Origin of the sequence: Paenibacillus sp. JZ16, from assembly GCF_015326965.1 — a bacterium.
In the GTDB taxonomy this organism is placed as follows: Bacteria; Bacillota; Bacilli; order Paenibacillales; family Paenibacillaceae; genus Paenibacillus_AQ.
This window is the reverse complement of the sequence record NZ_CP017659.1, coordinates 3,155,434-3,180,057: the sequence shown is the minus strand read 5'-3', so window position 1 is coordinate 3,180,057 and position 24,624 is coordinate 3,155,434. Positions and strand designations below refer to the sequence as shown.

General features: G+C 46.7%; 24 protein-coding genes. 16 read left to right on the top strand and 8 right to left on the bottom strand.

Going from position 1 to position 24,624, the window contains the following annotated elements; translation table 11 throughout:
- Window positions 1–345 precede the first annotated feature (345 nt).
- Complete coding sequence (locus BJP58_RS14420; protein WP_194544947.1) at window positions 346–2,298, bottom strand: ABC-F family ATP-binding cassette domain-containing protein; 1,953 nt, start codon at window positions 2,296–2,298, stop codon at window positions 346–348.
- Between the two features lie 793 nt (window positions 2,299–3,091).
- Here BJP58_RS14420 and BJP58_RS14415 point away from each other — a divergent pair.
- The 5 genes from BJP58_RS14415 to tatC all read left to right on the top strand — a co-directional run bounded on the left by BJP58_RS14415 (window position 3,092) and on the right by tatC (window position 6,072).
- Window positions 3,092–3,739 carry a 5-formyltetrahydrofolate cyclo-ligase gene (locus BJP58_RS14415; RefSeq protein WP_233355077.1) on the top strand — a complete coding sequence of 216 codons (648 nt, stop codon included), beginning with the start codon at window positions 3,092–3,094 and terminating at the stop codon, window positions 3,737–3,739.
- Between the two features lie 3 nt (window positions 3,740–3,742).
- Window positions 3,743–4,219 (top strand): cyclic pyranopterin monophosphate synthase MoaC, encoded by a 477-nt coding sequence (gene moaC, locus BJP58_RS14410; protein ID WP_071222520.1) that lies wholly within the window; start codon window positions 3,743–3,745, stop codon window positions 4,217–4,219.
- A 49-nt stretch (window positions 4,220–4,268) separates the two neighbouring features.
- Window positions 4,269–4,760, top strand: a complete 492-nt coding sequence (locus BJP58_RS14405) for a MogA/MoaB family molybdenum cofactor biosynthesis protein (protein WP_071222524.1) — start codon at window positions 4,269–4,271, stop codon at window positions 4,758–4,760.
- Window positions 4,761–4,977: 217 nt separating this feature from the next.
- Window positions 4,978–5,214, top strand: a complete 237-nt coding sequence (locus tag BJP58_RS14400; RefSeq protein ID WP_071222526.1) for a twin-arginine translocase TatA/TatE family subunit — start codon at window positions 4,978–4,980, stop codon at window positions 5,212–5,214.
- A gap of 78 nt (window positions 5,215–5,292) precedes the next feature.
- Complete coding sequence (tatC, locus tag BJP58_RS14395; RefSeq protein ID WP_194544449.1) at window positions 5,293–6,072, top strand: twin-arginine translocase subunit TatC; 780 nt, start codon at window positions 5,293–5,295, stop codon at window positions 6,070–6,072.
- A gap of 141 nt (window positions 6,073–6,213) precedes the next feature.
- On the opposite strand, the gene BJP58_RS14390 is transcribed toward tatC, so the two are convergent.
- Window positions 6,214–7,053 (bottom strand): WYL domain-containing protein, encoded by an 840-nt coding sequence (locus BJP58_RS14390; protein ID WP_194544448.1) that lies wholly within the window; start codon window positions 7,051–7,053, stop codon window positions 6,214–6,216.
- Window positions 7,022–8,353 (bottom strand): helix-turn-helix transcriptional regulator, encoded by a 1,332-nt coding sequence (locus tag BJP58_RS14385; protein ID WP_194544447.1) that lies wholly within the window; start codon window positions 8,351–8,353, stop codon window positions 7,022–7,024. The genes BJP58_RS14390 and BJP58_RS14385 overlap by 32 nt, the downstream gene beginning before the upstream one ends.
- 203 nt (window positions 8,354–8,556) lie before the next feature.
- Here BJP58_RS14385 and BJP58_RS14380 point away from each other — a divergent pair, with 203 nt between their 5' ends.
- The 5 genes from BJP58_RS14380 (at window position 8,557) to groL (ending at window position 15,625) form a co-directional block, all read left to right on the top strand.
- Window positions 8,557–9,375 carry a nucleotidyltransferase domain-containing protein gene (locus BJP58_RS14380; RefSeq protein ID WP_194544446.1) on the top strand — a complete coding sequence of 273 codons (819 nt, stop codon included), beginning with the start codon at window positions 8,557–8,559 and terminating at the stop codon, window positions 9,373–9,375.
- Between the two features lie 18 nt (window positions 9,376–9,393).
- Complete coding sequence (locus BJP58_RS14375; RefSeq protein WP_194544445.1) at window positions 9,394–10,659, top strand: methyltransferase domain-containing protein; 1,266 nt, start codon at window positions 9,394–9,396, stop codon at window positions 10,657–10,659.
- A 4-nt stretch (window positions 10,660–10,663) separates the two neighbouring features.
- Entirely contained in the window at window positions 10,664–13,279 is a 2,616-nt protein-coding gene (locus tag BJP58_RS14370; protein WP_194544444.1) for a metallophosphoesterase, read from the top strand.
- A gap of 373 nt (window positions 13,280–13,652) precedes the next feature.
- Complete coding sequence (gene groES / locus BJP58_RS14365; RefSeq protein ID WP_006212454.1) at window positions 13,653–13,934, top strand: co-chaperone GroES; 282 nt, start codon at window positions 13,653–13,655, stop codon at window positions 13,932–13,934.
- A gap of 62 nt (window positions 13,935–13,996) precedes the next feature.
- Complete coding sequence (gene groL / locus BJP58_RS14360) at window positions 13,997–15,625, top strand: chaperonin GroEL (RefSeq protein ID WP_194544443.1); 1,629 nt, start codon at window positions 13,997–13,999, stop codon at window positions 15,623–15,625.
- A 129-nt stretch (window positions 15,626–15,754) separates the two neighbouring features.
- Here groL and BJP58_RS14355 read toward each other — a convergent pair whose 3' ends face one another.
- The gene (locus tag BJP58_RS14355) at window positions 15,755–16,882 is read right to left on the bottom strand and encodes an NADH-dependent flavin oxidoreductase (protein ID WP_194544442.1); all 1,128 of its coding nucleotides are present in this window, start codon (window positions 16,880–16,882) and stop codon (window positions 15,755–15,757) included.
- Window positions 16,883–17,130: 248 nt separating this feature from the next.
- Here BJP58_RS14355 and BJP58_RS14350 point away from each other — a divergent pair, with 248 nt between their 5' ends.
- Window positions 17,131–17,673: a MerR family transcriptional regulator gene (locus tag BJP58_RS14350; RefSeq protein WP_194544441.1), complete on the top strand. Its 543-nt coding sequence runs from the start codon at window positions 17,131–17,133 to the stop codon at window positions 17,671–17,673.
- A 443-nt stretch (window positions 17,674–18,116) separates the two neighbouring features.
- On the opposite strand, the gene BJP58_RS14345 is transcribed toward BJP58_RS14350, so the two are convergent.
- Window positions 18,117–18,842: a stalk domain-containing protein gene (locus BJP58_RS14345; RefSeq protein ID WP_194544440.1), complete on the bottom strand. Its 726-nt coding sequence runs from the start codon at window positions 18,840–18,842 to the stop codon at window positions 18,117–18,119.
- Between the two features lie 226 nt (window positions 18,843–19,068).
- Here BJP58_RS14345 and BJP58_RS14340 point away from each other — a divergent pair, with 226 nt between their 5' ends.
- Window positions 19,069–19,206, top strand: a complete 138-nt coding sequence (locus BJP58_RS14340) for a hypothetical protein (protein ID WP_194544439.1) — start codon at window positions 19,069–19,071, stop codon at window positions 19,204–19,206.
- A 4-nt stretch (window positions 19,207–19,210) separates the two neighbouring features.
- Here the strand turns inward: BJP58_RS14340 and BJP58_RS14335 are convergent, their stop codons facing one another.
- Window positions 19,211–19,654 (bottom strand): DUF6199 family natural product biosynthesis protein, encoded by a 444-nt coding sequence (locus BJP58_RS14335; RefSeq protein ID WP_194544438.1) that lies wholly within the window; start codon window positions 19,652–19,654, stop codon window positions 19,211–19,213.
- A 243-nt stretch (window positions 19,655–19,897) separates the two neighbouring features.
- On the opposite strand from BJP58_RS14335, the gene BJP58_RS14330 reads away from it, so the two are divergent.
- Both BJP58_RS14330 and BJP58_RS14325 read left to right on the top strand, forming a co-directional pair.
- Entirely contained in the window at window positions 19,898–20,188 is a 291-nt protein-coding gene (locus BJP58_RS14330) for a hypothetical protein (RefSeq protein WP_194544437.1), read from the top strand.
- Window positions 20,189–20,304: 116 nt separating this feature from the next.
- A complete protein-coding gene (locus tag BJP58_RS14325) occupies window positions 20,305–20,886 on the top strand; it encodes a hypothetical protein (protein ID WP_194544436.1) in 582 nt (193 codons plus the stop codon).
- 41 nt (window positions 20,887–20,927) lie between these two features.
- On the opposite strand, the gene BJP58_RS14320 is transcribed toward BJP58_RS14325, so the two are convergent.
- On the bottom strand, window positions 20,928–21,611 hold the full coding sequence (locus BJP58_RS14320) for a hypothetical protein (RefSeq protein ID WP_194544435.1): 684 nt from the start codon (window positions 21,609–21,611) through the stop codon (window positions 20,928–20,930).
- 216 nt (window positions 21,612–21,827) lie between these two features.
- Between BJP58_RS14320 and BJP58_RS14315 the strand changes: the two genes are divergently transcribed.
- Window positions 21,828–21,992, top strand: a complete 165-nt coding sequence (locus tag BJP58_RS14315) for a sporulation protein Cse60 (protein ID WP_194544434.1) — start codon at window positions 21,828–21,830, stop codon at window positions 21,990–21,992.
- A gap of 74 nt (window positions 21,993–22,066) precedes the next feature.
- Here the strand turns inward: BJP58_RS14315 and BJP58_RS14310 are convergent, their stop codons facing one another.
- Window positions 22,067–23,278: a PsbP-related protein gene (locus tag BJP58_RS14310; RefSeq protein ID WP_194544433.1), complete on the bottom strand. Its 1,212-nt coding sequence runs from the start codon at window positions 23,276–23,278 to the stop codon at window positions 22,067–22,069.
- A 436-nt stretch (window positions 23,279–23,714) separates the two neighbouring features.
- Here BJP58_RS14310 and BJP58_RS14305 point away from each other — a divergent pair, with 436 nt between their 5' ends.
- On the top strand, window positions 23,715–24,527 hold the full coding sequence (locus BJP58_RS14305) for an undecaprenyl-diphosphate phosphatase (protein ID WP_194544432.1): 813 nt from the start codon (window positions 23,715–23,717) through the stop codon (window positions 24,525–24,527).
- The last annotated feature ends 97 nt before the right edge of the window (window positions 24,528–24,624 follow it).

The window sequence follows — 24,624 nt, the reverse complement described above, 5'->3', positions numbered from 1 at the left end:
AAGTCTATATAGAAGTCCATTATATAAGACATATAACTCTGTCAAGTTGTGAACAACGTTATCCACATATTCGCCTGAAATTGTGCATAAGCGAGAAAAATGTCGATAAATCGGTCTTTTGCAAGACGCTGAAAAGAGGGGACAGGATTTTCAAATTTTCCGGTGGAAACTGTGGATAATGTGAATAACTTAGTGGATAAAGCTGGATATAGGACCAGGAGTGCGCGTATAACAACAAAAAAATGGCCGTTTCGGCCATTTTCATGGTAAACTTATGCACCATTCTTGGGGATAAGTTTGTGTATAAATGCAAAACTCCATTTGAAACACTTTTGTGAACTTTTTTTAATCTTCCAGCAATGACTCCCATTCGGCAAAAATTTGCTCAAGCTGACTCTTTTTCTCCTCTAACGACTGCTGGCGTTCTTGGAGTGCCATATAATCCTGATAGATCTCCGGCAGGGTCATCTCGGCCTCTAACTCGGTTATGTCCGATTCCAAAGCATGGATTTGCTCTTCCAGACTTGCGAGCTTGCGCTGACGGTTTCGCTCCTCCCGTTTGGCCTGCTTCTCGGCTTCAAAGGAAACGGCTCCCTGTTTCTCGATGGCAACTTCGGCTTTTCCTTCCTGTTTCAGGGTGTGACGAGCAAACGGCTCGGAAGGTTCGTCATTCATATCGATAATTTCCTGCTTTTTCTCCGTATAGTCGTCATAATTACCCAGGAAATGTTGAATGCCGTCCGGATGAAGCTCGATGATTCGCTCGGCCATTTTGTTAAGGAAGTAACGGTCATGGGATATGAACAATAAAGTGCCTTCGTAATCCATGAGTGCTGATTCAAGAACCTCTTTGGCAAATAAGTCCAGATGGTTCGTCGGCTCATCCAAGATGAGCATGTTGGCTTCAAGGAGCATTAGCTTGGCAAGCGATACGCGGGCCTTTTCCCCTCCGCTTAAGGAACTGATCTTCTTGAGCACATCTTCGCCGCTGAAGAGGAAGTTGCCCAGAACGGTGCGGATGCGGGCTTCCTCCATATGCGGATAGGTGCCCCATAGCTCTTCCAGAACGGTATTGCTCGGATTCAGCTCGGATTGCTCTTGATCGTAATAGCCGATCTTGACTTTTGTACCCCATTGCAGCGATCCCGCCGTTGGCTTCATGGTACCGATCAGGCATTTCAGGAGCGTCGATTTGCCCACTCCGTTGGGTCCGATCAAAGCTACGGTTTCCCCGCGGCTGAGATCAAAGGAAACCTGACGGAACAATGGCTTGTCCTGCTCGAACGAAAGCGCCAGATCCCGCACATGAAGCACATCCTTGCCTGACATATATTCGGCTTCAAAAGAAAAGTGTGCTTTCTTCAAATCTCCCAGCGGTTTGTCCAGCCGTTCCATTTTATCCAGCGCTTTGCGACGGCTCTGTGCGCGCTTGGTCGTGGAGGCCCGGACCAGATTCCGCTGAATGAAGGTTTCCATCCGGGAAATCTCATCCTGCTGCTTCTCGTACTGCTTCAGCTGGGATTCGTATTCCGCTGCCTTCAGCTCAATATACCGGCTGTAGTTGCCCGTATATTTTTTGGAATGACGGCGTTCGATCTCAACGATGGTCGTTACAAGCCGATCCAGGAAATAGCGGTCGTGGGAAACGACCAGCAATGAACCGGAATAGCCGCGCAGATAATCCTCCAGCCAGGTGAGGGTCGCGATATCCAGATGGTTCGTCGGTTCATCCAGCATGAGCAGGTCAGGTGCCTGCAGCAATATTTTTGCAAGCGCCAGCCTTGTCTTCTGCCCGCCGCTTAATGTGGCAATGGAGGTGTCCGGCGAAAAACTGCCAAATCCCATGCCGTGAAGGACGCTGCGGATACGTGTTTCGATCTCATAACCGCCCTGATCCTTGAACCAGTCCGAACGGATCGCATAACGATCCAGAAGCTCTTGGTATTTCTTCGGATCCTCGCTCGACTTCGGGTCGGCAATTTGTTCCTCCATCTGACGCAGCTCGCGCTCCATCTCCAGAAGGGGAGCGAAGACATCCAGCATCTCGTTCCATATCGACGAATCGGACTGAAGCCCGCTGTTCTGGGCAAGATAACCAACGGTGGTTTCCTTAGCCTTGAAGATTTGTCCGCCATCATAAGACATCTCGCCTGCCAAAATTTTGAGCAGGGTCGATTTCCCGGCTCCATTGACTCCGACAAGACCGATTCTTTCGCGTTCAAGCACCTGCAGATTGATCCCGTCAAGGACGGGCGTAACTCCGTATAATTTCGTGATGCCATTGGCTTGCAGCAGCATGTTATGTGAAACCTCCATCATTCTATATGTTTGTACCATTAATTCTTCATTATAAGAAAAACGTTTCCCGACGTACATTCTCAGAAGACAGACCGCGTATAGCGGAAGTTTTTCTTGCGAGATAAGGAGGGTAGCCCCTGATGTATAAACAATCTTATCTCTTAAGAAAAACGTTTACCGACGTACATTCTCAGAAGACAGACCGCATATAGCGGAAGTTTTTCTTGCGAGATAAGGAGGGTAGCCCCTGATGTATAAACAATCTTATCTCTTAAGAAAAACGTTTACCGACGTACATTCTCAGAAGACAGACCGCATATAGCGGGAGTTTTTCTTGCGAGATAAGGAGGGGAGCCCCTGATGTATAAACAATCTTATCTCTTAAGAAAAACGTTTACCGACGTACATTCTCAGAAGACAGACCGCATATAGCGGAAGTTTTTCTTGCGAGATAAGGAGGGTGCTTCTGATGTTAATACATTTTTATCTCTTAAGAAAAACGTTTACCGACGTACATTCTCAGAAGACAGACCGCATATAGCGGGAGTTTTTCTTGCGAGATAAGGAGGGGAGCCTCTGATGTATAAACAATCTTATCTCTTAAGAAAAACGTTTACCGACGTACATTCTCAGGATGGTCATGCTTTGAAGTTTATACGTTCTGATATCTTAAAGTAAGTGTACATGAAAATGGCCGAACAATCGACCATGATTGGCGACTTCCGGCATTCTTGGCTAAAGGAAGGAACAGTGGTAAACTAAAATTAATTATAAGCGTGAGAGGAAAGATCACGTGTTGAACCCTGAGGAAGAATTGAAGCGGGTATCCGCAAAAGAAGCCCTGCGCAAAGTGATGACATTACGCAGGGATGAGTTATCCGGGCGAGAGCGTTCGAAGCGTTCGAAGCAAGCCTGCAAGTTTGCTTCAGAGGTCATGAATCGGTTTCAATTTCAGAGCATGATGATTTATGTCCCCTTTCGCTCCGAACTGGATTCCCGGCCGCTGGTTGAATGGGCGTGGAAGCAGGGGATTCAGGTTATCGTTCCCCGAAGTCTGCCCCAAGACCGTTCGATGGAATTGTATAAACTTCAGGCATGGAATGAGCTGATTCCCGGAGCTTACGGCATTCCGGAGCCAGATCCGTTGCGGTCGCAGAAATGGAATCATTCCGGACCTGATATCATCTGGGTGCCCGGGCTTGCGTTTGACAGGAAGGGCGGAAGACTTGGATACGGAGGCGGTTATTATGACCGGCTGTCGGACAGGCTTAGTCAGGGAGCGCAAGACAACGCTCAGATCGGTGAACCTTTGTGGATGGGAATCGGTTACGAGGTTCAGGTCTTGGAGCATGTCCCTATGGAAGAACATGATAGGGTATTGGACGGTTTGGTTACGGAGCTGGGACATTCGGCAACGGCCAGACCTGCAGCGGAGGGATAAGAGATGGAATTGAGCCATTTTAACGGCCAAGGCAGAGCACGCATGGTGGATGTCAGTGATAAGGATGTAACAGCCCGGACAGCGGTAGCGAAGACTACGGTTCGTATGCACCCGGATACGCTGATTCGCATCCAGGAGGGGAAAATTGGCAAGGGAGATGTGCTTGCCGTAGCGCAGGTTGCGGCTATCATGGCTGCCAAAAACACGTCAAACTGGATTCCCATGTGTCATCCGCTGCCGTTGACCGGCGTGAATGTGGAGTTCAGCGATAATGCTAGAGATGAGTTATATATAGAAACGACTGTGAAGACCACAGGCAAAACCGGTGTTGAAATGGAAGCTTTGACAGCAGCTTCCGCCGCTGCGCTGACGGTCTATGACATGTGCAAAGCCTTGCAAAAAGACATGGTCATCGGCCCGACTTACCTGGTAAGCAAAACAGGAGGAAAGAGCGGGGATTACATACAAGAAACAACATAGGAATGCATAGAGATAGGAGATTCGGACGAGTGGGAAGGAGAGAGGGCAGATGGTGTGGAAAACGGCGATCCTGACGGCGAGCGACAAAGGTTCGCGGGGGGAACGCGAGGATACGAGCGCTCAAGTGATCCGGGAATTGGTGGAAGAAGAGCTGAGCGGAGAAATTATTGAATACCGGATCGTACCGGACGAGCCGGATGAAATTATTGCGGCATTGATCGAACTTACGGATTATTATCAAGTGGACCTTGTCCTCACGACTGGCGGAACGGAGCTGGCGGTCCGGGATGTTACGCCGGAGGCGACCAAGCGGGTCATCGAACGCGAAGTGCCGGGCATTGCGGAAGCGATGCGCGCTACTGTCATGCAGAAGAATCGGAGCGCGATGCTGTTTCGGGGCGTATGCGGCGTCCGCGGCCGTACCTTGATTGTTAATCTTCCGGGTTCGCCCAAAGGCGTGCACGAGAATCTGGCGGCGGTTATGGATCAGCTTCCGGAAGCACTGCTAATGGTAACGGGCCAATATCGGGAGCAGCTCTAGAGAGTATCTACTAGATAATTATGTAAATAAACTGTCACGTTTCTAGACTGTATATGTGATTTACATTATGGTATGATGGCGGTATATGAGCTTGTTTCAACTGTAGTAGTCGGATTATGGTCATTAGTTAACACCTGTTGTAGTGCAAGGCATGACGGATTTAGATCATCCTGAAGTCCTTTTAAAGGCATTGAGCAGGACGAGGAGGAGAATAGATATGAGTGGAATTGGAGTGCCGGGTATTATTTTGCTCGTTATTTTGGCGCTGCTCTTGTTCGGACCGAACAAGCTTCCTGAACTTGGACGTGCGGTCGGAAGAACATTCCGTGAGTTTAAGGACGGTGCGCGGGAGATTATTGCTGACGATGCACCGGCGAAGAAGAAAGAAGAGGCTCCCCAACAAGCCGTTGTCGCTGAGCCAACCAAGGTTGAAGACAAGCGTCTTCCGGAATAGAAATAAAGCAAGGCTTGAAGTCCCTTCCTTCGGGAGGGATTTTGTTTTGTCAGGGTCACATACAGGGTGGTGGTTAACTTGTCGGAGCAAGTGAAAGATATGGCGCTTGTTGAGCATTTGGGCGAGCTTCGCAAACGAATTATTATTGTGCTCGTGGTATTCGTAGCGGGTTTGATCGGCGGGCTTTTTGTTGCGGACCCGATCTATCATTATTTGACGGCGGCTGAAGAAGCCAAGAACTTTGAGCTGCACGCCTTCTCCTTCTGGGATGGTATCGGGATCTATATGAAAATCGCTGCCATTTTCTCGCTTGTCATTTCCGTTCCGCTGATCTTCTATCAGCTGTGGGCGTTCGTCAAGCCGGGACTTCGCAAAGAAGAGCAGAAAGCGGCCATTCGTTACGTGCCTTATGCGTTTCTTCTGTTCATTGTAGGGATCACGTTCGGATATTACGTCGTGTTTCCGATGACGCTGTCATTCACGACAACGATTACCCAGAGCATGGGGCTTCAGGAAACCTACGGAATTACCAATTACTTGAATTTTATGTTCAATCTCGTATTGCCGCTGGCCTTGTTGTTTGAGCTGCCGCTTGTGGTGATGTTCTTAACGAAAATTCGCATTCTGAATCCGCTGCGGCTTCGAAAAATGCGCAAACTCGCGTATTTCGCGCTCGTATTCATCGCGGTTGTCATTACGCCGCCGGACTTCATATCGGATTTCCTGGTCACGATTCCGCTGCTGCTGCTGTACGAATTCAGCGTGTTTCTGTCTTCCGTGATCTACCGCAAGCAGCTAGAGGCGGACATGGAACGGGACAGCCGGTACATACGGGTAGACGAAGAGGATGGAATGTGACGTTTTTTGGAAAAATAGGATTACTTAGAATAAGAACAACCCGCTTAACCAATCCCCACGGGAGTATGGTTTGCGGGTTGTTTTTTGTTGGAGGATCGAATGGTTAGAAATCAAATTTCATAAGTGCATTCGCTCCAGGTCTCATAGGGATCTATTCATATCGTCCTGACGTTCATCTTGCGCATATCTAGCCAGCGCCATCGCTGCGGTTTCCTGCATTCGGGCCTGCAGCGTGTTTCCTTCCACGACTTTTACCCGCAGTCCGAGAAAGCGAATACGGGAGAGCAGAAAGTCGCACTCATCCTTCAAATAGGAGACTTTAATGCGGTAGGTATTGGAATCTTCATCATAATGGACGGTCTTGTCAAAACAGGAGAAAGCGTACAGAATCCGTGACAATTCCCCGTTGTATCGGCGATGGATTTCAATGAGGGCTTGCTTCTCGCGATTTTCCATCAGATTCTGCAGCCGTTCCTTGATGCGATCGATTCGAAAAGACGGAAGTGAGGTCCCTTGGATATATAGAATATGATCCAGCTTCGTGTACATGAGTCCTCTTCGGCTTTTGCTGTACCAGATCAGCATCCATTCCCGTTTGATCATGGAATACTCCAATTTGAACGGGAAACCGGACTGATTGCTGCGCGTTTCTCCGAGCTTCGTTCGATAGCTTAAGCGAAAGCCCTGATCCTGCATGATCATTCTTCGCAAGGTGCGAAGATGCGGGTGATATACGCTTCGTTCCTGTCCCTTGGCCTTCTCCAGGATAATCTCCTTCATCTCGGCACCGCTATGCTCCATGTGAAGGATTTGTTCGAGACGCATTAAGGTTTCAGGCGTAAAGGCGTTAGCTGCCTCAGGGTGCACCAGCATCATTTTGAGCCATCCCCGTTCTTGAGCGGTTATGGCAATCGAGTCAGTTTCCTCAAGCCGCGTCATAATCTGATAATTAAAAATTTTCTCGAATGGATTCTGGCTCATAATAAGCGGCAATCTCCTTCCATTCCTTGATGAACTCCAGGCGAAGGGAGCGGGGCTTGAGCACCTCGCAGCTGGAGCCGAAGCTCCGGAGCCAGGGCTTGATTTCGCTGGTGCCGTTCACTTCGATTTCATATAGAAATGAATCGTCGGATTCTATCGTAACGGTCCCCCATTGCCCTTGCGCCTTAACCCGGTTCAGCACGAAATTCACTTTGCTGTCCTCCGGGTTAAAAAATCTGGCCACGACCTTGGTGGGATTACGGGTATCGGTAACCCAACTATTCTCGAATTCGGCCAGCACCTCCTCCAGGCGCTGCTGGAAGACCTCTTCCTTAACCACATCGCCTTCTTCGATCTGAGTCAATCCCTCCATACGAAACTTCATGAGACCTTGTCTGCCGTTATAACCGATCAGATACCAACGGCCGTATTGATGGTCATATATCACGCGCAGCGGCAGCACCGTTTCCCGAAGCCCTTTGGACTCCCTGTGGAACAGCGGATTCGTATTTTGGGAAGCATAGCGTGAAGTGCTTTTGGGTGATAAGTACAGGAATCGGATTCTAGCTCTTTTGGTAATGGCCTGAAAAATGGTATGCAGATGCGCTTCGTCCAATATGCGTGAAGGATAATGATATTTATAAATATAAGCAGCGGTTGAGTGCGCAGCGATGTCACGCTTCCGCAAAACCCGCTTTAAGTTATCCCTGAGCATATAACCCTGCACGGACGGGATCTGCGTATTCGACATGACGTCCACATAGTCGTAGAGATCAAGCAGCTCGTCATCCGACAACGAATCGATCAGATCACGGGCGCCCCTGTATCGGTAAGGCCGGTCTGTGCCTGTCTTCACGATGACTCCGACTTCCTCCAGGTATTTGAGATCTCTGCGTATCGTCTTCTCATCCGGCAGAGACTCCCCGTCAGGCAAGTGATCGCCGCATAGGTCGATTAGTTCTTTGGCGGTTAACTGCTGATGCTGCAGCTGGGTGAGGATCGTGGACAGCCTCAAGCTTTCCGATGCCTTAAGCGATTTGCCGCGGAACAACAGCAGCAGGAGCGGATCTGCGGTTTCATAGTATGAATAGCGCAGGCCTTCGGATAGGGTGAGACTTTGTTCTTCCGAGAGCTGCGGCTGAAGCGATTCAATCCTATTTTTTAAATTTCGAAGCGTTTTGTCATAGGTATGTACCGAAATACCGAGTCGATCGGCCAGTTGTTGCCGGTTGTATGCTCCTCCGGCCAGCGCCAGAATGCGAAGGAACTGGATTTCTTTATCGAAGCTTTCCCGAGCCATGGCGCCCTCCTTCAAGTCATATATTAGATCGTACGTGATGCTGTCTGTAACTATTGTAGCAAGGATAGGGAACTGCATAAAGGATGGAAATTATAACATCTTTTTGTTATCGCCATACTTTCGCCCTGTTGAAATTGGAACGTGTGGAGGACAATAAGGTTATCGGACATCAGACGGCAGCTACAGAAGGAGAGATACCAGATATGAATATATCGCAGGAAATGAATTCGACGATTCAGCAAGAACTTGAGCGAATTGAGCGGGAGGAAGGCGTCCTTATCCTGTATGCCTGCGAATCAGGCAGCAGGGCCTGGGGCTTTCCGTCGACAGACAGCGATTATGACGTAAGGTTTATCTATATCAGACCCGTGGAGTGGTATTTATCGATCTTCGACAAGCGAGATGTGATTGAGCGGCCGATCAGTGACAGGCTGGATATGAGCGGTTGGGATTTGAAAAAAGCGCTGGGGCTTTTTCGCAAGTCGAATCCGCCCCTGCTCGAATGGCTGGAGTCCCCCATCAAGTATAAGGAGACGCTTGGCATCGCCCAGCAAATCCGCAGCATATCTCCGCTTGCGTTCTCGCCAAAATCTTGCATGCACCACTACCTGAACATGGCTAAAGGCAATTACCGGATGTATTTGCAAGGGGGAGACGTTAAGATCAAAAAATATTTCTATGTCCTGCGTCCGATCCTGGCATGCGACTGGATTCAAACCTACAACGAGATGCCTCCCATGGAATTCGAGCTGCTTACGAATCGCCTATTAAATCAGGGAAGTGCGCTGAAACAGGAGATTGATCAATTGCTTCTCCGCAAACGTTCAGGTGAAGAGATGAATGTTGAACCGAGGCTTCCTAACATTAATGCATTCATTGAAGAGAAATTGAACGAATATGAGCTGCTAGCCAAGGATAAGAAGCATCAAGATACGGATCTGGATCAAAGGCTGGATGCTTTGTTTCGGGACGCGCTGGTTGAAGCATGGGGAACCGGTGGACCGCAGTCATTCACGGTTTGACGAAAGGAGAGAGTCATTTTGGCAATTATACAGCTCACATCAACGAATCCGCAGTTTTCGTTTCTCATGAAGAAGAACCCGAACTCCGGCATGCAGCTTCGGAGCGTGAGGCAAGGAACGGCATACGGATGGTATTCCGAGTCAGCTGCGTTTAACGTGTATTTCAAGGATGCGGATAACGAGATATCCTTCAAACAGCACCAAGGGGAGAGCTTCGAGTATTTGAACGTGTCCCGTTATAATACACCTTTGTTTCCGCTGGCTGCCATTAACGAGTTTTTTGCAGCTCCCTTCAAAAAGCACGATGAACGGGACACGGAGGGACACGAGCATGTTTTTTACATCAATCTCATTCATATTGAGAAGACGCGTTATATTGAATTTTTTCAAAAGCATCTCGAGGAATACTCGTTCTTGCTTCGGCACGAAGCCCATAAAAGCTATGCCCTCACCATAACCACCGGGAAGAGCCTGTACCATCTGCTGCATACGGTCAATGTGTTGTGCCTGTTCCTGGCAATGTTCGGGAGCGAATATCTCGATACCTCGGATAAAGTGCTTGAAAAGCACATTCGCAGTCTGAATGTCATCGATGCCCCCTACTACATACGAAGTCTGTTCGTGCGCAATTTTCTGAATCATCGGGATCGATTCAAGCAGTTCAAGCAGGAGCTTGAGTTTACGCCTAGATACAGCATCAATTTTGCATATGGAAACACGGCTATGCAGCGCAGAAGTTACATCGCTCAAGTGCTGCCATTCAACAAGCCGATATTGGATATCGGCTGCGGTGAAGGCTTTTACGCCCTTTCTTTTGCCGGAAAAATAGAGGAAACCTATTATGCGGTAGATATTAATGAAGCTTTGCTGGAAGTGGTAGAGCGTAAAGCGGAAGCGAAGGGGCTGGACAATCTGGTGACCTTTCCGTCGATCGCTCACTTTCTTGAGGGGTATGACGATGAGTCCGTAGACGTTATTTTGACCGAAGTGATCGAGCATATGCCGGAAGCGGAAGCGGCGGACCTCATCCGCCAAGTCGTGCAGGAGATCCGGTTCGAGAAGCTGATCATTACGACGCCCAATGCCGATTTCAACCCGTATTATGAGCTCGATGGTTTCAGGCATGATGATCATAAGTGGGAAATGGGGCAGGAGAAGTTTAGATCGTGGTGTGACGAAATCCTGCAGAATCTGGGCGTTCAATATGAGTATGTGATGATCGGTGACAGTGTGGACGGCATGCATACAACGCAGGGAATGATTGTTACGAGGAAGGGGGAGTAAGGCCATGGAATTGCATACCAAAATGCATACGATTTTTATGCTGGTCGGTCCGACAGAGTGCGGAAAAACGACGTTTGCGAAGGAAATCCTGATTCCATCCTTGCAGTGGGAATACCCTGAGCGCAACTACAGGAGCAATGTCCAGTACCTATCATCGGACGCCATTCGTCAGGAGCTGCTCGGTTATGATTATGATAAATACGATCAGGTGATGCTGGAGGCGAGCTCGCATGCGTTTCAGTTATTATTTGAGCGGCTTAGATTGACGACTTCTTTTCCGATTCAGGCTGACTTTGTTGTAGTGGATACAACGGCATTGGCCGATGATTTCCGGGGCAAGGTCCTTGAAATCGCGCATGAGAACAACTACCGTGTGGAAGTCATTCTGTTTGATTACCGGAAACGGGAGGATTACTACGCCTCCGATCGCTCCAAGAAGCTGATATCCACGCATATTAGCCGCTTGAAAAAGGAGGTGCTCCCCGTCCTCGCACGGGAAGGATACGATGCCATTCATAAAGTGCGTGCGAAGGATTTTCTTAACAAGGAGAAGGAGTTGGCGAAACCTGCTTACGAAGTGATTGTGGACAATAAAGAGGAGTATCTGTCCTCGATTCTGAGTCAGGATATGGAATACATTGTGATCGGAGACGTGCACGAGCGTGTGGACGCGCTTCAGGGGCTTTTGAGGAGTTATGGTTACGGGATGACGGACGGAAAGTTATCCGTTCCGGAGAAACTGCGAAACACCCGGATCATTCTGGCCGGGGATTGGATCGACAAAGGGAAGCAAACCCGGGCCATGATCGATTTCCTCTACGACAATATGGAGCATTTCCTTTTCGTTATGGGGAATCATGAGAACTTCGTTTATAAGTACCTGAAGGGAGAGATCAAGGGGGCCGAGCCGGAGCTGCTGCGTTCCTACTTTGATTCTACGGAAACGTTAGGCCAAGATGAAGCGCTGCGGGAGCGCTTCGATGAACTTGTAGGCCGGGCTAAGCCATTTTATCGATATGTGGGACAGCAGGGACCTTCCTATTACGTAACCCATGCTCCTTGCCGGAATAAATATGTCGGTAAACTCGACTCGAATTCCCTGCGCCATCAGCGTTCCTTCCGTCTGGAACGGAGCAACCCGGAAGTCACGACTGAGCAGCAGCTTCTATTTTTAAGCGAAGAAGCGGTCAGCAATCATCCTTACCATGTGTTCGGTCATGTCGCCGCGGTGAGACCGTTTCGGATCAAGAACAAAATTCACATCGATACGGGAAGTGTGCACGGGCATATGCTGACGGCCGTTCAAATCGGTCAAAAACCGGTCTATCGCAGCTTTAAGTCGCCGTTTAGGGAACAAGACCCTGTGTTCCTTCATGAACAATTGCCGGATTTATTTGCCAGATCAGAGCGCAGCAGCATCGATCTTCGGGATTTAGACCGCGAAGCCCAGCGAAGATTGTTGTATTGCGCGGAGCATAAAATCAATTTTATTTCCGGAACGATGTCGCCGGCGGATAAGGATTTGGCTAAGGGAGAACTGGAGTCCCTCGCAAAAGGACTCGATTATTACAAGGACCAAGGGATTGAACATGTGGTGCTCCAGCCTAAATATATGGGCTCCAGATGCAGCATCTATCTGTTCCGGGACCTTAAGCGCTGCTATGCCGTCAGCCGTAACGGTTACCGAATCAGCGGGATTGATTTATCTGTGGTGTACGAACGGCTGTTGGAGAGATTTTCGCCTCATATGCAGGCCCAAGGGATCGAAATGATGCTGTTGGATGGGGAGCTGCTGCCATGGAGGGCACTCGGGAAAGGCCTGATCGACAGGCAATTTCAACCGATTGCGGCTGCGCTTGAGTCGGAAACAAGGTTTCTGAAAGAGACGGGTTTTGAGGAGGCTTACGCTCAGCTGCTCACTGCCTATGACGCAAGCGGCTTTGAGAATGAACAGTTTCGACTATCCAAGTCCGCGCTTATAGAGAAGCATGGCTCGAGCAGCTATCAATCGTATAAATATATACGGGAAGTTCGGAAAGCTTATGTGCCGCTCGAGAAGCATGAGGAAGCTTATCGCATGTACAAGAAGCAGCTCGAACTTTATGCGGGGGACGCGGAATTGGATTACAAGCCGTTTGCCATTCTGAAAGAAATTCGGGATACCGGAGAAGAAGTCATGCCTGATATGAATACCTCGGCCATGTTCCGTTTCCTGAATGACGACAAGATTCTGGTTCTGGATTTGCGTGAGCGGGAGAGCTATGAACAGGCGGAGGCTTTCTTCTCCACGCTGACGACCCGGAACCGAATGGAAGGCGTTGTGATCAAACCGGAAAAGGAGCGGGAGAACGCTGCCCCTTACCTAAAGGTGCGAAATCCCGAATATCTCTCGATCATTTACGGTTACGATTACCGGTTTCCGCATAAATACGCGAAGCTGTTGAAACAAAAAAACACGCACAAGAAGCTCCGCACTTCGATCGCCGAGCATCAGCTTGGAAAGCGCATGCTTGGGGTAAAGTATGACGAGATTTCCCCGAGCCACGGGGATTACCAAGCGATTGCGATGCAGCTGCTGTTCGAGATGGAGAAAGAAAAGGAAATCGACCCTAGGCTTTAAGCGATGGGGGACGGACATTTCGCTGAACGTTAAACAGTCTGAAAGATGGCACCCTTCCTAAGGGAGGGCCCTGATTTCGGGCTGTTTTATTTTCCGAGAATGATGACTGGATCTATAGTTCCAGCCGCACAGTGTCCCTTAAGACTCAGGCATATTTTAGCTGGTCATGGATACAATGGAGAAGGGGGTTTAGGGACAACCCCTCCCTAAGGCCGGATTGCAAAAAAATGATCAAAAAATCATGCAAAGGACTTGAAATTTTAAGACAACTTGAGTATCATAAAATTGGTTGTTAGCACTGAGGGTTGTCGAGTGCTAATACATAAAGCTTTGAAAAAAGCATCACAACATATTTAAAGGAGGCTATTTTTTCATGATCAGACCTTTAGGTGAACGCGTATTGGTAGAACCGATCGAACAAGAAGAAACTACGGCATTCGGGATTGTACTTCCTGACTCTGCTAAAGAAAAGCCGCAAGAAGGTAAAGTTATTGCTGTAGGCAGTGGCTCCCTGAAAGACGGCGCACGTGTACCTTTGGAAGTTAAAGAAGGCGACCGCGTCATTTTCTCCAAATACGCTGGAACAGAAATCAAATACGAAGGTAAAGAATATTTGATTATGAAAGAAAGCGACATCCACGCGATCTTAGGCTAATGAACGCCTGAATATATCTTTGTTTCACTATTTCATAATCCACTAGGGAGGTATGTAATACCATGGCAAAAGACATTAAGTTCAGTGAAGACGCCCGTCGCTCGATGCTTCGCGGTGTAGACGCTTTGGCAAATGCAGTTAAAGTAACACTCGGACCGAAAGGCCGTAACGTGGTTCTTGAGAAGAAATTCGGAAGCCCGCTCATCACGAATGACGGTGTAACCATCGCTAAAGAAATCGAGCTGGAAGATGCATTCGAGAACATGGGTGCTCAGCTTGTTAAAGAAGTAGCTACCAAAACCAACGATGTTGCCGGTGACGGTACAACAACGGCAACGGTTCTGGCTCAAGCCATGATCCGTGAAGGTCTGAAGAACGTAACAGCTGGTGCAAACCCAATGATCATCCGCAAGGGTATCGACAAAGCGGTTAAAGCAGCTGTGGCTGAGCTTCAAAACATCGCAAAAGAAGTTAAAAACCACCAGGAAATCGCTCAAGTCGCTTCCGTATCCGCAGCTGACGATGAAGTAGGTCAACTGATTGCAGAAGCAATGGATAAAGTGGGCAAAGACGGCGTTATCACCGTTGAAGAATCCCGCGGCTTCTTGACGGAGCTGGAAGTAGTAGAAGGTATGCAATTCGACCGCGGCTACATCTCTCCATACATGATCACCGATACGGATAAAATGGAAGCTGTTCTTGAGAATCCATACATCCTGATCACCGATAAAAAAGTAACCAACACGCAAGAGATCCTGCCGATCCTTGAAAAAATCGTACAGCAAGGCAAACCGCTCGTTCTGATCGCGGAAGACATCGAAGGCGAAGCGCAAGCGATGCTGATCGTGAACAAACTGCGTGGTACGTTCAACGCTGTTGCTGTTAAAGCTCCTGGCTTCGGTGACCGTCGTAAAGCGATGCTGCAAGATATCGCTGCATTGACTGGCGGCCAAGTGATTACGGAAGAGCTCGGTCTCGACCTGAAAACAGCTTCCATCGATCAATTGGGTACTGCTCGTCAAGTGCGCGTAACCAAAGAGAACACCATCATCGTGGATGGCGCTGGCAACAAAGAAGACATCGAAGCTCGCGTGAAGCAAATCCGCAACCAACTGGAAGAAACCACTTCCGATTTCGACAAAGAAAAACTGCAAGAGCGTCTGGCTAAATTGGCTGGCGGCGTAGCGGTTATCAAAGTCGGCGCGGCTACTGAAACGGAATTGAAAGAACGCAAACTGCGCATTGAAGATGCCCTGAACGCAACTCGCGCTGCGGTTGAAGAAGGTATGGTATCCGGTGGTGGTACGGCGCTCGTTAACGTATACAACGCTGTTGCTGCTGTTCAAGTAGAAGGCGACGAGAAAACAGGCGTGAATATCGTTCTGCGCGCTCTGGAAGAGCCAATCCGCACGATTGCAGCAAACGCTGGCAAAGAAGGTTCTGTTATCGTAGAGCGTCTGAAAAAAGAAGAGATCGGTATCGGCTACAACGCTGCTACGGATGAGTGGGTGAACATGTTCGAAGCAGGTATCGTTGACCCTGCGAAAGTAACGCGTTCCGCTCTTCAAAACGCAGCTTCCGTTGCGGCTATGTTCCTGACAACCGAAGCGGTTATCGCTGACAAGCCAGAACCAGAAAAACCAGCAATGCCTGACATGGGCGGCATGGGCGGTATGGGCGGCATGATGTAACATTAGGCCCCAAAAGCCTGTCATATCAATGAAAAAGAGACCCCTCGGGGTCTCTTTTCTTGTATAAGGTCACAAATGTATATATGTCTTTAAGAGCAGTAGCATTTACTGTGATGTAGCTACAGTCTGTTAAATTTTAGTTGAGATAGGGAACCATCCTGGAGTATTGATGATTTTCAGCCATAACGAATCAGCAATCCCTAATTTTGCTTGATCATTTAAAGTTAACTCTGTACGAATTTCGTTTTCCTTACCCAGAGTTACTTTTTCAACCCAATCTGGATCGATAATCAGTTCTCGTCCAAGCGCAATAAATGGAACTCCCGATTGTAACGCTCTAAGCGCTTCGTCGGGCGTACGGATCGATCCTACGCCGATAATGGGAACTCTTTGTTTCACGAGCTCGTTAATAATCTCCATTCTGGAGCGATTGTCCTCTACGCCACGTCTAGGTTTAGACCAAAAATCCATTAAAGAGACATGCAAATAATCCAAATCTTTATTTGCGAGGGCGTCCACCAATATAAGTGTGTCGGCCATGGTAATACCGGGCGTCAACTCTTCTTCTGGCGATAACCGATACCCCACAAGAAACGGCTGTTTCGCATACTCATCCACCACTTTTCTTACTGTATCTACAATAGTGAGTGGAAATGCCATACGTTTGTCTATATTTCCTCCCCATCGATCATCGCGTCGGTTTGTGTATGGGGAGAAGAATTGTTGAATAAGAAATCGGTTTGCCCCATGAATTTCCACACCGTCGAAACCAGCCTCGATTGCCCTACGAGTGCTATCGCCAAATGCTCGAATAATGTCCACAATTTCTTTCTCTTGGAGTTCTTGAGGGATCACGCTCGATCCTTCTTTAGCAACCGCACTCGCACTGACAATCTCACGGTTCGGTACCAATTCTGGCGAACTCTCACGACCACCATGAAAGATTTGCAGAATGGCTTTTGCCCCGCGTTTCTTAATGGCTGTCGCCAGGCGTTGTAAACTTGGGATTAGATCATCGCGATCAGCCGCTAATTCGCCGCCAAATACCTTGGCGTTGGGTGAGATTATGGCGCTCCCAGTGACAACGATTCCAACTCCATTTGAACGACTTTCGTAATATGCGATTAACTCATCAGATACTGTACCGTCTTGCTTAGAATAAGATATTGTCATCGGTGCATGAACGATGCGGTTTTTTACTTGGATACCATTCTTAAAACGATACGGCTCCATTAAAGGCTGATATTTACGGTCCATAGATGTCCACTCCTATTTTTTAATCATTGCAGTTCCAATCTGATGCGGGCACTAGGCGCAGTTAACCGCGTGAAATGTCGCGTCGATTCGAGTCCAATATACATTTCCTCCTTTATATGGTCGGGACACTTCTCCCTGTTAGAGCTCATCATAAAAGTTGGAGTCGAATCCAAGTCAAGATGCGAAAACAAAAGAGGAGCCAAGGGAAAGAGATAGGAGAATAAGTTTGACTTGGAGTCGGATCCAAGATGTATAATGGGCAAAATGCAATTTTGGGAGGGGACGCAGTGGAAGAACTAACATATACGATCAAGCAAATCGCCGAGCAAACCGGAATTTCCGAGGATACCATTCGATATTACGAAAAGATTAAGCTACTACCTCGGGCGGATCGAAAGGAAAACGGGCATCGCGTCTATAGAAAAGAAGACATCTATATGATCAAGTTGATATCTTGCCTTAAAAAAACGGGCATGCCGCTCGAGGCGATGCGGCCGTTTTTGGCGGCCTCAGCCAACACAGATTCCGTGGAATATACGGAGTTGGTGGATCAATTAAGAAGCCACCGTGAAAATATCGTGAATCAAATCTCCTCACTTCAGCAGATCGTTGATTTTATTGATATCAAGCTGAAGGAAGGGAGACCTCGCCAGGAAAGCGCAGAACAAAGTCAAGGTGAGGCTTTAGAAGCAGAAAAGGAGAAAGCAAAAACAAAGCCTATTTCCGTCGTGGAAATGAGTTATTTTTCAGCCTCTGCTAAAACGGACAGGTTACGAAATTCGATTAAATAAGTATGAGCTTGATCTGCTTAGCTGCGCCTTCTGTTCAGGGAAAATAAAGCATTAGACTGAAATTATAAAATTATAGTCTAGACTAAGTAAACTTCTCACGGAAATATCCAACGGAATCAATAGACCGGAACCGTGATATACCGGACTTAAAGAGGATTGAAGAGGGCGGATTTTTTCGGGAAGTGCCACTAGGTAGAGGTTACAGTGATTTTATTTTACAGCCCTGCAGGAAATTGGTTATACGGGATATTTAACGATGAACGTGGAGTGGGTCAAAATCCGGAGCATGGTATTTCCAGAGCTGTTCAGTTTATTGGCAAGTTTAATAAATGAAAAAGAGACCTCAAGGGGTCTCTTCTCTATTAGAAATCTCAAAAAGGTCACGTTTCTTGCGGGAGTGGTCCCAAATATCGGTATCCGGTCGCTGCCGCCGTTGGCATCGATTATTTAAGATTCATCGTACCAAAAATCGAATTTTTACTTGGATCTCTAAAGGTAATAGAACTGAGATCCATACTTTCTGGAAGGTTGAGCGTAATTTGAATCGTTTTTGTCTCACCCTTTAGTAGATTGGTATGGTCATATGAAGTAGCTGAACTTATCTTCTTATCACCAATAGTAGCGCTATCAAAAAAATCTAATGCACTCCAAGCAAATTGATTTTTAGGCTCTTCGTTTAGCGTTGCTTCAAATTGAATAACAGCGAACTTGTTTCCTTTATCAGCAATTATCCCAGATGTTGCTCCAGGTCCAGATGGGACGAAGTTTGTATAACTTACACTGTTAACTTTAAGTGTCATATCACCTCGAGTAGCGGTTTCATTAAGCCTGAGATTTAATGGAGGCTCCGGTGCATTTGTTTGATTTGAATTTACTTGGGCATTTGTTGGTGTTTGTGACCCAGTCTTCAATTCTATTCTCTTAGCCTTGTTATCGAAAGAAGATAACTCAGCGTTTAGCATTTCAGCAACCTCACGAACCGGTAGGTAGGTTGTACCTTTGTATATGATCGGATCTGATTTGAGATTTTGTTTTTGTCCATCTACGATAATCGTGAATTTTGATAAAACGGCTTGAATTGTACCTGGTGCTGCAGCTGCAATGGTTGCAGATCCAATCATCATGCCAAGTCCTAGAGTGGCAATGGTTTTAACAAAAGATTTCTTCAAGTGATACAACTCCTTTTTTCGTCAAGTATAACACTTATTTCGGCAAAATTTGGACATAATTTTATATCGGTTACACTAACAATTTGCCCAATCAAAGCAACCAAACATAAGTGTATGTCATAGTTTAGTCCTACTGTTCTCTTCTCTTGATCTATTGATTATTTTGGTATAATATCCGATATTTTAATAGTTTAGGGAAATAACCGAAGGGGAGGAAGAAAGGGGAATGAGGAAGAGAAAAATTGTTTTAGCGATGACCGCGTTATTGATGTTGGGAGGTACTGCCGTTTATGCAGCCGCCCCACAGATTGTGCCGCAAAAAGATCACAATGTCAGCGATAAGATAATCTTCTCGTCAGCATGAAACATCAAAGCAATAATGTTATCATTCCAAGCACAAAAAATATGGATCCCAGGCAAATGGAGATTAGTCCTCCGAATTTCACCAAATCAATGTAAGTATCGCTTGGTTCAGAATCTCCCTTGACTTTCCATCCCTCATTCATCCTCCATCCGAATGTCGGATACTTTCTGGACAGGATGCCAATTCCTATGAGGATAATAGCAAAAAGAAAAAGTGTGCCCCATGACATGGCGTTACCTCCTTGTTGAACCAGAGTCGACATTAAGATTAGTACACCACCCCCAAATCCACCTATTGCTGCACTAACCTGAGTTTTTAATAAATCATGATCGTCCTGTTCGTAGTCCTCCGGTAATCTTTTTCCCCAACGTACCCAATCGGAATCCGGATTTTTGAAGTTATATCGGCAAAGTAGAATGATTATGACGCCAAAAAACATCCAAAACATATAAATCAACCCCTTGATGATACTTACGCAGTAACAAAATGGAAGTTTCAGTAAATAGGAGATGGTTCATAAAGTGAAACTGTCCTGATCTTTTTTGTTTATCCATAAATGAAAAAAAGCCCCATTGCGTCAGGGGATTATGAAGTTTGTTGGATTCCAATTCCAGAGGATTGAATGAATAATGAAAAGGAATTGAAGATATTTACAAACTCACAAATATCATTCGCTGAAGGGGGCAGGATTGTGTCCAAAAAGTATTCTCGATTGTTGATTGCGGGTTTTGTCGGATTGCTGCTGATGTTTGAGTTAGGCATTTCCAGTCACGCGGCTGCCGATTCGGCGCGGTCAGCTGTGGAGTGGGCTCATAAGTGGGTTATCTATGAAAAGGCCTATATTTTTAAGATTGATAAAAACGGCAACACGTTGTGGTATAACAAATACAATTATACGGACAGCGTGGCGTTCAACGATTTGATTCCGGCAAATGACGGAGGGTACATTGGCCGTTGGCAGCGTAGGCCGGGCGGAATATGAAACGGGGCCAAAATTGATGACCAAGGCAAAGAGGTCTGGTCGGAACAATTCAAAGAGTCGGATAGCGGCTGGACCGCCTTTTCCGTTACGGCTTCGGGGGATGGGGGGGGATGTCATTGGCAGTGGAAAAAGTGTCAACCATGACCAAGACGGACCTGAACGGACAAGCGCAATGGGAAAAAACATATCGAGACTGGACGAACTCCGAATACGTCAAACGTCTTGTCCGAACCAAAGACGGCTACGCCATGCTGGGAGAACATTTTTCTCGAAACAGTCTGGATTACAAACGTCAATATGATGTGCTGAGCGTCGATAGGAACGGCGAGTTGATCAGCAGGGAATTGTTTAAAGGCCCTCCCATCTACAGCGTCGGAAGTGCAGCGGTAACTCCTGACGGCGGATTTATTTTTCCTGGAACGATTAAGCGGGGAGACGTGACTAAGATCCAACTGATGAAGCTATCGCCGTCAGTGAATATACCGCCTGTTGAACGTACGCTGACGGATCCGGACGAATTCGAAGGCTATATCCAGCTGGATTCTTACGAGTATTCGCTTGCTGAAGGCACGATGCTCGACTTGAAGGTCATATTGCGTAACTATATCGACCAAAACGAAATCGACATCACAAGGCAAACAACATTCATCAGTGATGATCCGGATATAGCCGAGGTGGATGAGCTCCTCTATTACTAAGTCAATTTGTTGGTAAACATTGCGTCTCAGACAACTTCAAATCATTTTCTAAATTGGACCGAGCCGCTGTCTCTCGGGTCGGTTATTGTTTTGCGAGCGATGAGATCTCCTTCTTCATTAAAGCCCTCGATATCAAAAGGTGTGGAAACGGCCGATGGCAAAAACACGAACCAGATCATTTTTTCATTTCCTACGGTCGCCAGTTTAGCTTGATATGTACCATTATTCTGACTCTTGACAGTTACATTCTTGATCGAAGGATTCAGAATATCTCCAAAAACCATGGGAAAGGGGGTGGAGATATGATCTAATTTAGGCATGCTCATATAGTTTAATGATGATTTTGATTGTAGAGATTCACTGATCCCGAATCCCCCGCCCCAAACCCACTTCCATCCCATCCATGTTTTTCGTACATACTCTACCTGAAGATTGCTGCTATCCGATTGATTATATCGTCTCATAAATAAAAGGATGCCCCCTTTAACAGGTTCTCGGTGAATGACTTCCATCGACGATGGACCTCTAAACCGTTCAACCGCTTTATCCGGGGTTTTCCCGAGAGGGATATGAAGGGTAACTTTTTGCCCCAGCGCGCGGGACATGCGCCGATCCGATAATCCTCCAGGGCGTTCCATCATATAAATTATGGCGCAGAAGAGAACGGTAGAAAGTAACATCAGTAAGGCAGTAATCCCAATGATTCGTTTGTGTTTGACTCGCATAATCCTGTTTCACCACCAAAAATGTTTTTATCATAATTCCTCTAAAATCAAACAACGACTCCACCAATATACCATAATTTAGGTGTTGATAAGCCGTGTATGAGAAACCAGACGTTAAAATGGCCAGTGTATCTTAGAGGGATGAAACGCCCGGTTTACTCAACTCCAGCAGGGAAAACCCCCTTTATGTCGAAGTTTGATGTGGGGGGTGCTTACATGCTAAAAACGTTGAAAGTCGAGCTCTTTAGCGATTCCAATCTGGACGATTTGCAAGAACAGGTTAATGAGTTCCTGCATAATATCCATCCTGATGATGTCAAGGATGTTAAGCTTTCGTCTGCCGACGGAACGTACGATATTTTGGTCATTTATAAAGAATAAAGAAAAGCACCGCTAAAGGTGCTTTTCTTTATGTCCAGGTATCACCGTATAATAGAGCATCTATAAGAAACAAACTATTCCGTTTTCTCAATCGTGGACACACCGATAAGAACGGAATTCGTGGTTCCTCCACCTACATTTTCAAATGAATAAAATGTTGCCGGCACTCCTCGCATCGTGACGTAATCGTCTTGCAGAATATCGCCGGTAGTGTGGGCGTAAAAACCGATAATGGAGTTATCGTTATCATCTACGATGTGTATTTCGGCAAGAGTAATGCCCTCGTCGAATTCCTCTTCAACGATATCAACAACGTATCCACTTACCTCGATCATCTGATCTAAATAGGGACTCAGATTTTTGTTGAGGTGACGAGACGTGATATTGGGATCGACTTCTGCCTTCGCTCTCTTTTGAGCTTCGGGTGTAAGCGCTGGAAATAACTCATAATGCTTAACAAAATAGTTATAGGTGAGCTCGTCTAGAGCTGCGTCTACAATTTCAATAGGGATCACATAAGCCATGATTTCAGCGAAAAGGTTTTCTTCCGTTAATCCTTCGACATTACTGCCATCGTTAGCGTTCGAGTCTTCCACCTGATTACTAACTTTAACGGTTTCGAACGAGTCCATTATGTTTTGGACACTCGCTTTTCCTCCATTATCGTAGGCTGTCTTGGAATAGGAAATGGAAAGCGTATAAAGCTCATTGCCGTTTGGGACAAAATATTGAGTCAGTATGACCTGGGCATTGGACTCTCCATGAGTGTATTCCGATTCCAGGATTCCCGCCGCCTTTTCGGGAACGTCGATGTAGTTCAGTTTTTTGAAATTTTGTATTAATGGTCCCCCATCTCCATTGGTTAAACCTTGTACGGCAACATTAGCTGCTTCCTCGGGAGTAGCAGACGATTCCTCAATAACGACATTTAAATTATCAACAAAAGCTCCTTGGGGATTGGGGTTTACGAATGCCGCGACGACTTGAGGGACGTTAAGCTCTGCATCCTTCCATGTCGAAGGGTAGGAAAAGGAGAAATTCTCTCCCTTAAATGTTTGAGTTTTGTCAGGTTCTTCATTCGTCTCCGTATTTTCAGAGGCCGTGTTTGTTGCCGCTTCATTTTCGGATGGTGAAGGGGCGGATGAAGTTTCGGTTGCGTCTTTCCCTGAACTGCATGCAGTTAGCATGAACAATAACAACATGATGAACAGGGTGGATTTTGCCAGGCTTTTCATTTCTTCTTCTCTTTTCTTGAAGTCCCTATCGGCTAGGGGATTTGCTTGCACGGAAATTTTCCGCCGCTTGTTGTTAGCCTGTTAAAACAGGAATATTATAGAATAGTCTATCAGAACTAGGTATATATTTCTATATTTAATGCGAAAATGTACGGATATTGTAGAATAATAGAAATTAATGGGAAAATAGAACTATTACCTGTGAACAGTAGCCTTTCCCATATCTCACCATAGTGATCACTGGTGTACTTACAACTTTTTATGTCCCCCTAATGAAGCTTTAAGGTTTCATTAAGCTGCAGATCATATGATGGAATCACCTCTTAACAATAGATTAGGAGCCCCTCTAATTCCGTGGTTAGAGGGGCTTCTCTTGTTTACATACCTTTTTGACCCGCTCGTGGTTTGATTGTTGCTATTTTTTTGGGATATGATAGACTAGTATTTTTTTAAGCCATACAAATGTTGTAAAGAGAGTAGGAGAGTTATGGAAGATTTCATCATGTGGTTGAAGTACTTGCTGCTGGGTATTGTGCAGGGGGTTACGGAGCCGATTCCGGTATCCTCCAGCGGTCATTTGATTGTCGCCCAGAGACTCATGGGCATGGAGCAGAATGGGCTGTCATTCGAAATGCTAACCAATGCGGCCTCGTTGATTGCGATTGCGTTTATCTATCGCAAGGATTTGCAGAGACTGATCGTGAACGGCCTAAATTATTTACGCACACGAAAACCGGAGTATAAATCCGACTTCTTGTTCATTCTGTATATTGTTGTAGGTACGATTCCGGCTGTCATTATTGGTCTGTTGTTCAAAGATCAGATCGAAGAAATATTTGCTTCTGTACATACGGTTGGTATTGCGCTGCTGTTCACGGGGGTCGCCCTTTGGCTGATAAGGAATCTTCGCGGCCGCAAGCTGGACAATGACCTGTCATTCAAGGACGCGCTTATCGTAGGTTTGGCCCAGGCGGTTGCGCTGATCCCGGGTATTAGCCGATCCGGCTCAACCGTTATTACGTCGATCGCTGTAGGGATGAAGCAGGAGACAGCGCTTCGGTTTTCCTTTATGCTCTATATCCCTATAAGCTTCGGCGGTATGGTGCTGGGTGTGTCGGATATCACATCGGATCCCGACTTTTCTTCGCTGCTAATTCCTTATCTGATCGCGTTCATTGCTACACTGATCTGTACCTATGTTGCGATGAAATGGCTCATGAATATCATGGCGCGCGGAAACCTGAAATATTTCGCCTATTATTGCTTTGTCGTCGGTGTTTTGCTGCTTGTCTTCTTATAAGAATGGAGTATGGCTTCCCACAGGTTCTTGGAACTTGCGGGGGGCTTCTTTTCATATGATGGGAGAGGACAAGAGTCAGAATCTGATTGGATATAAG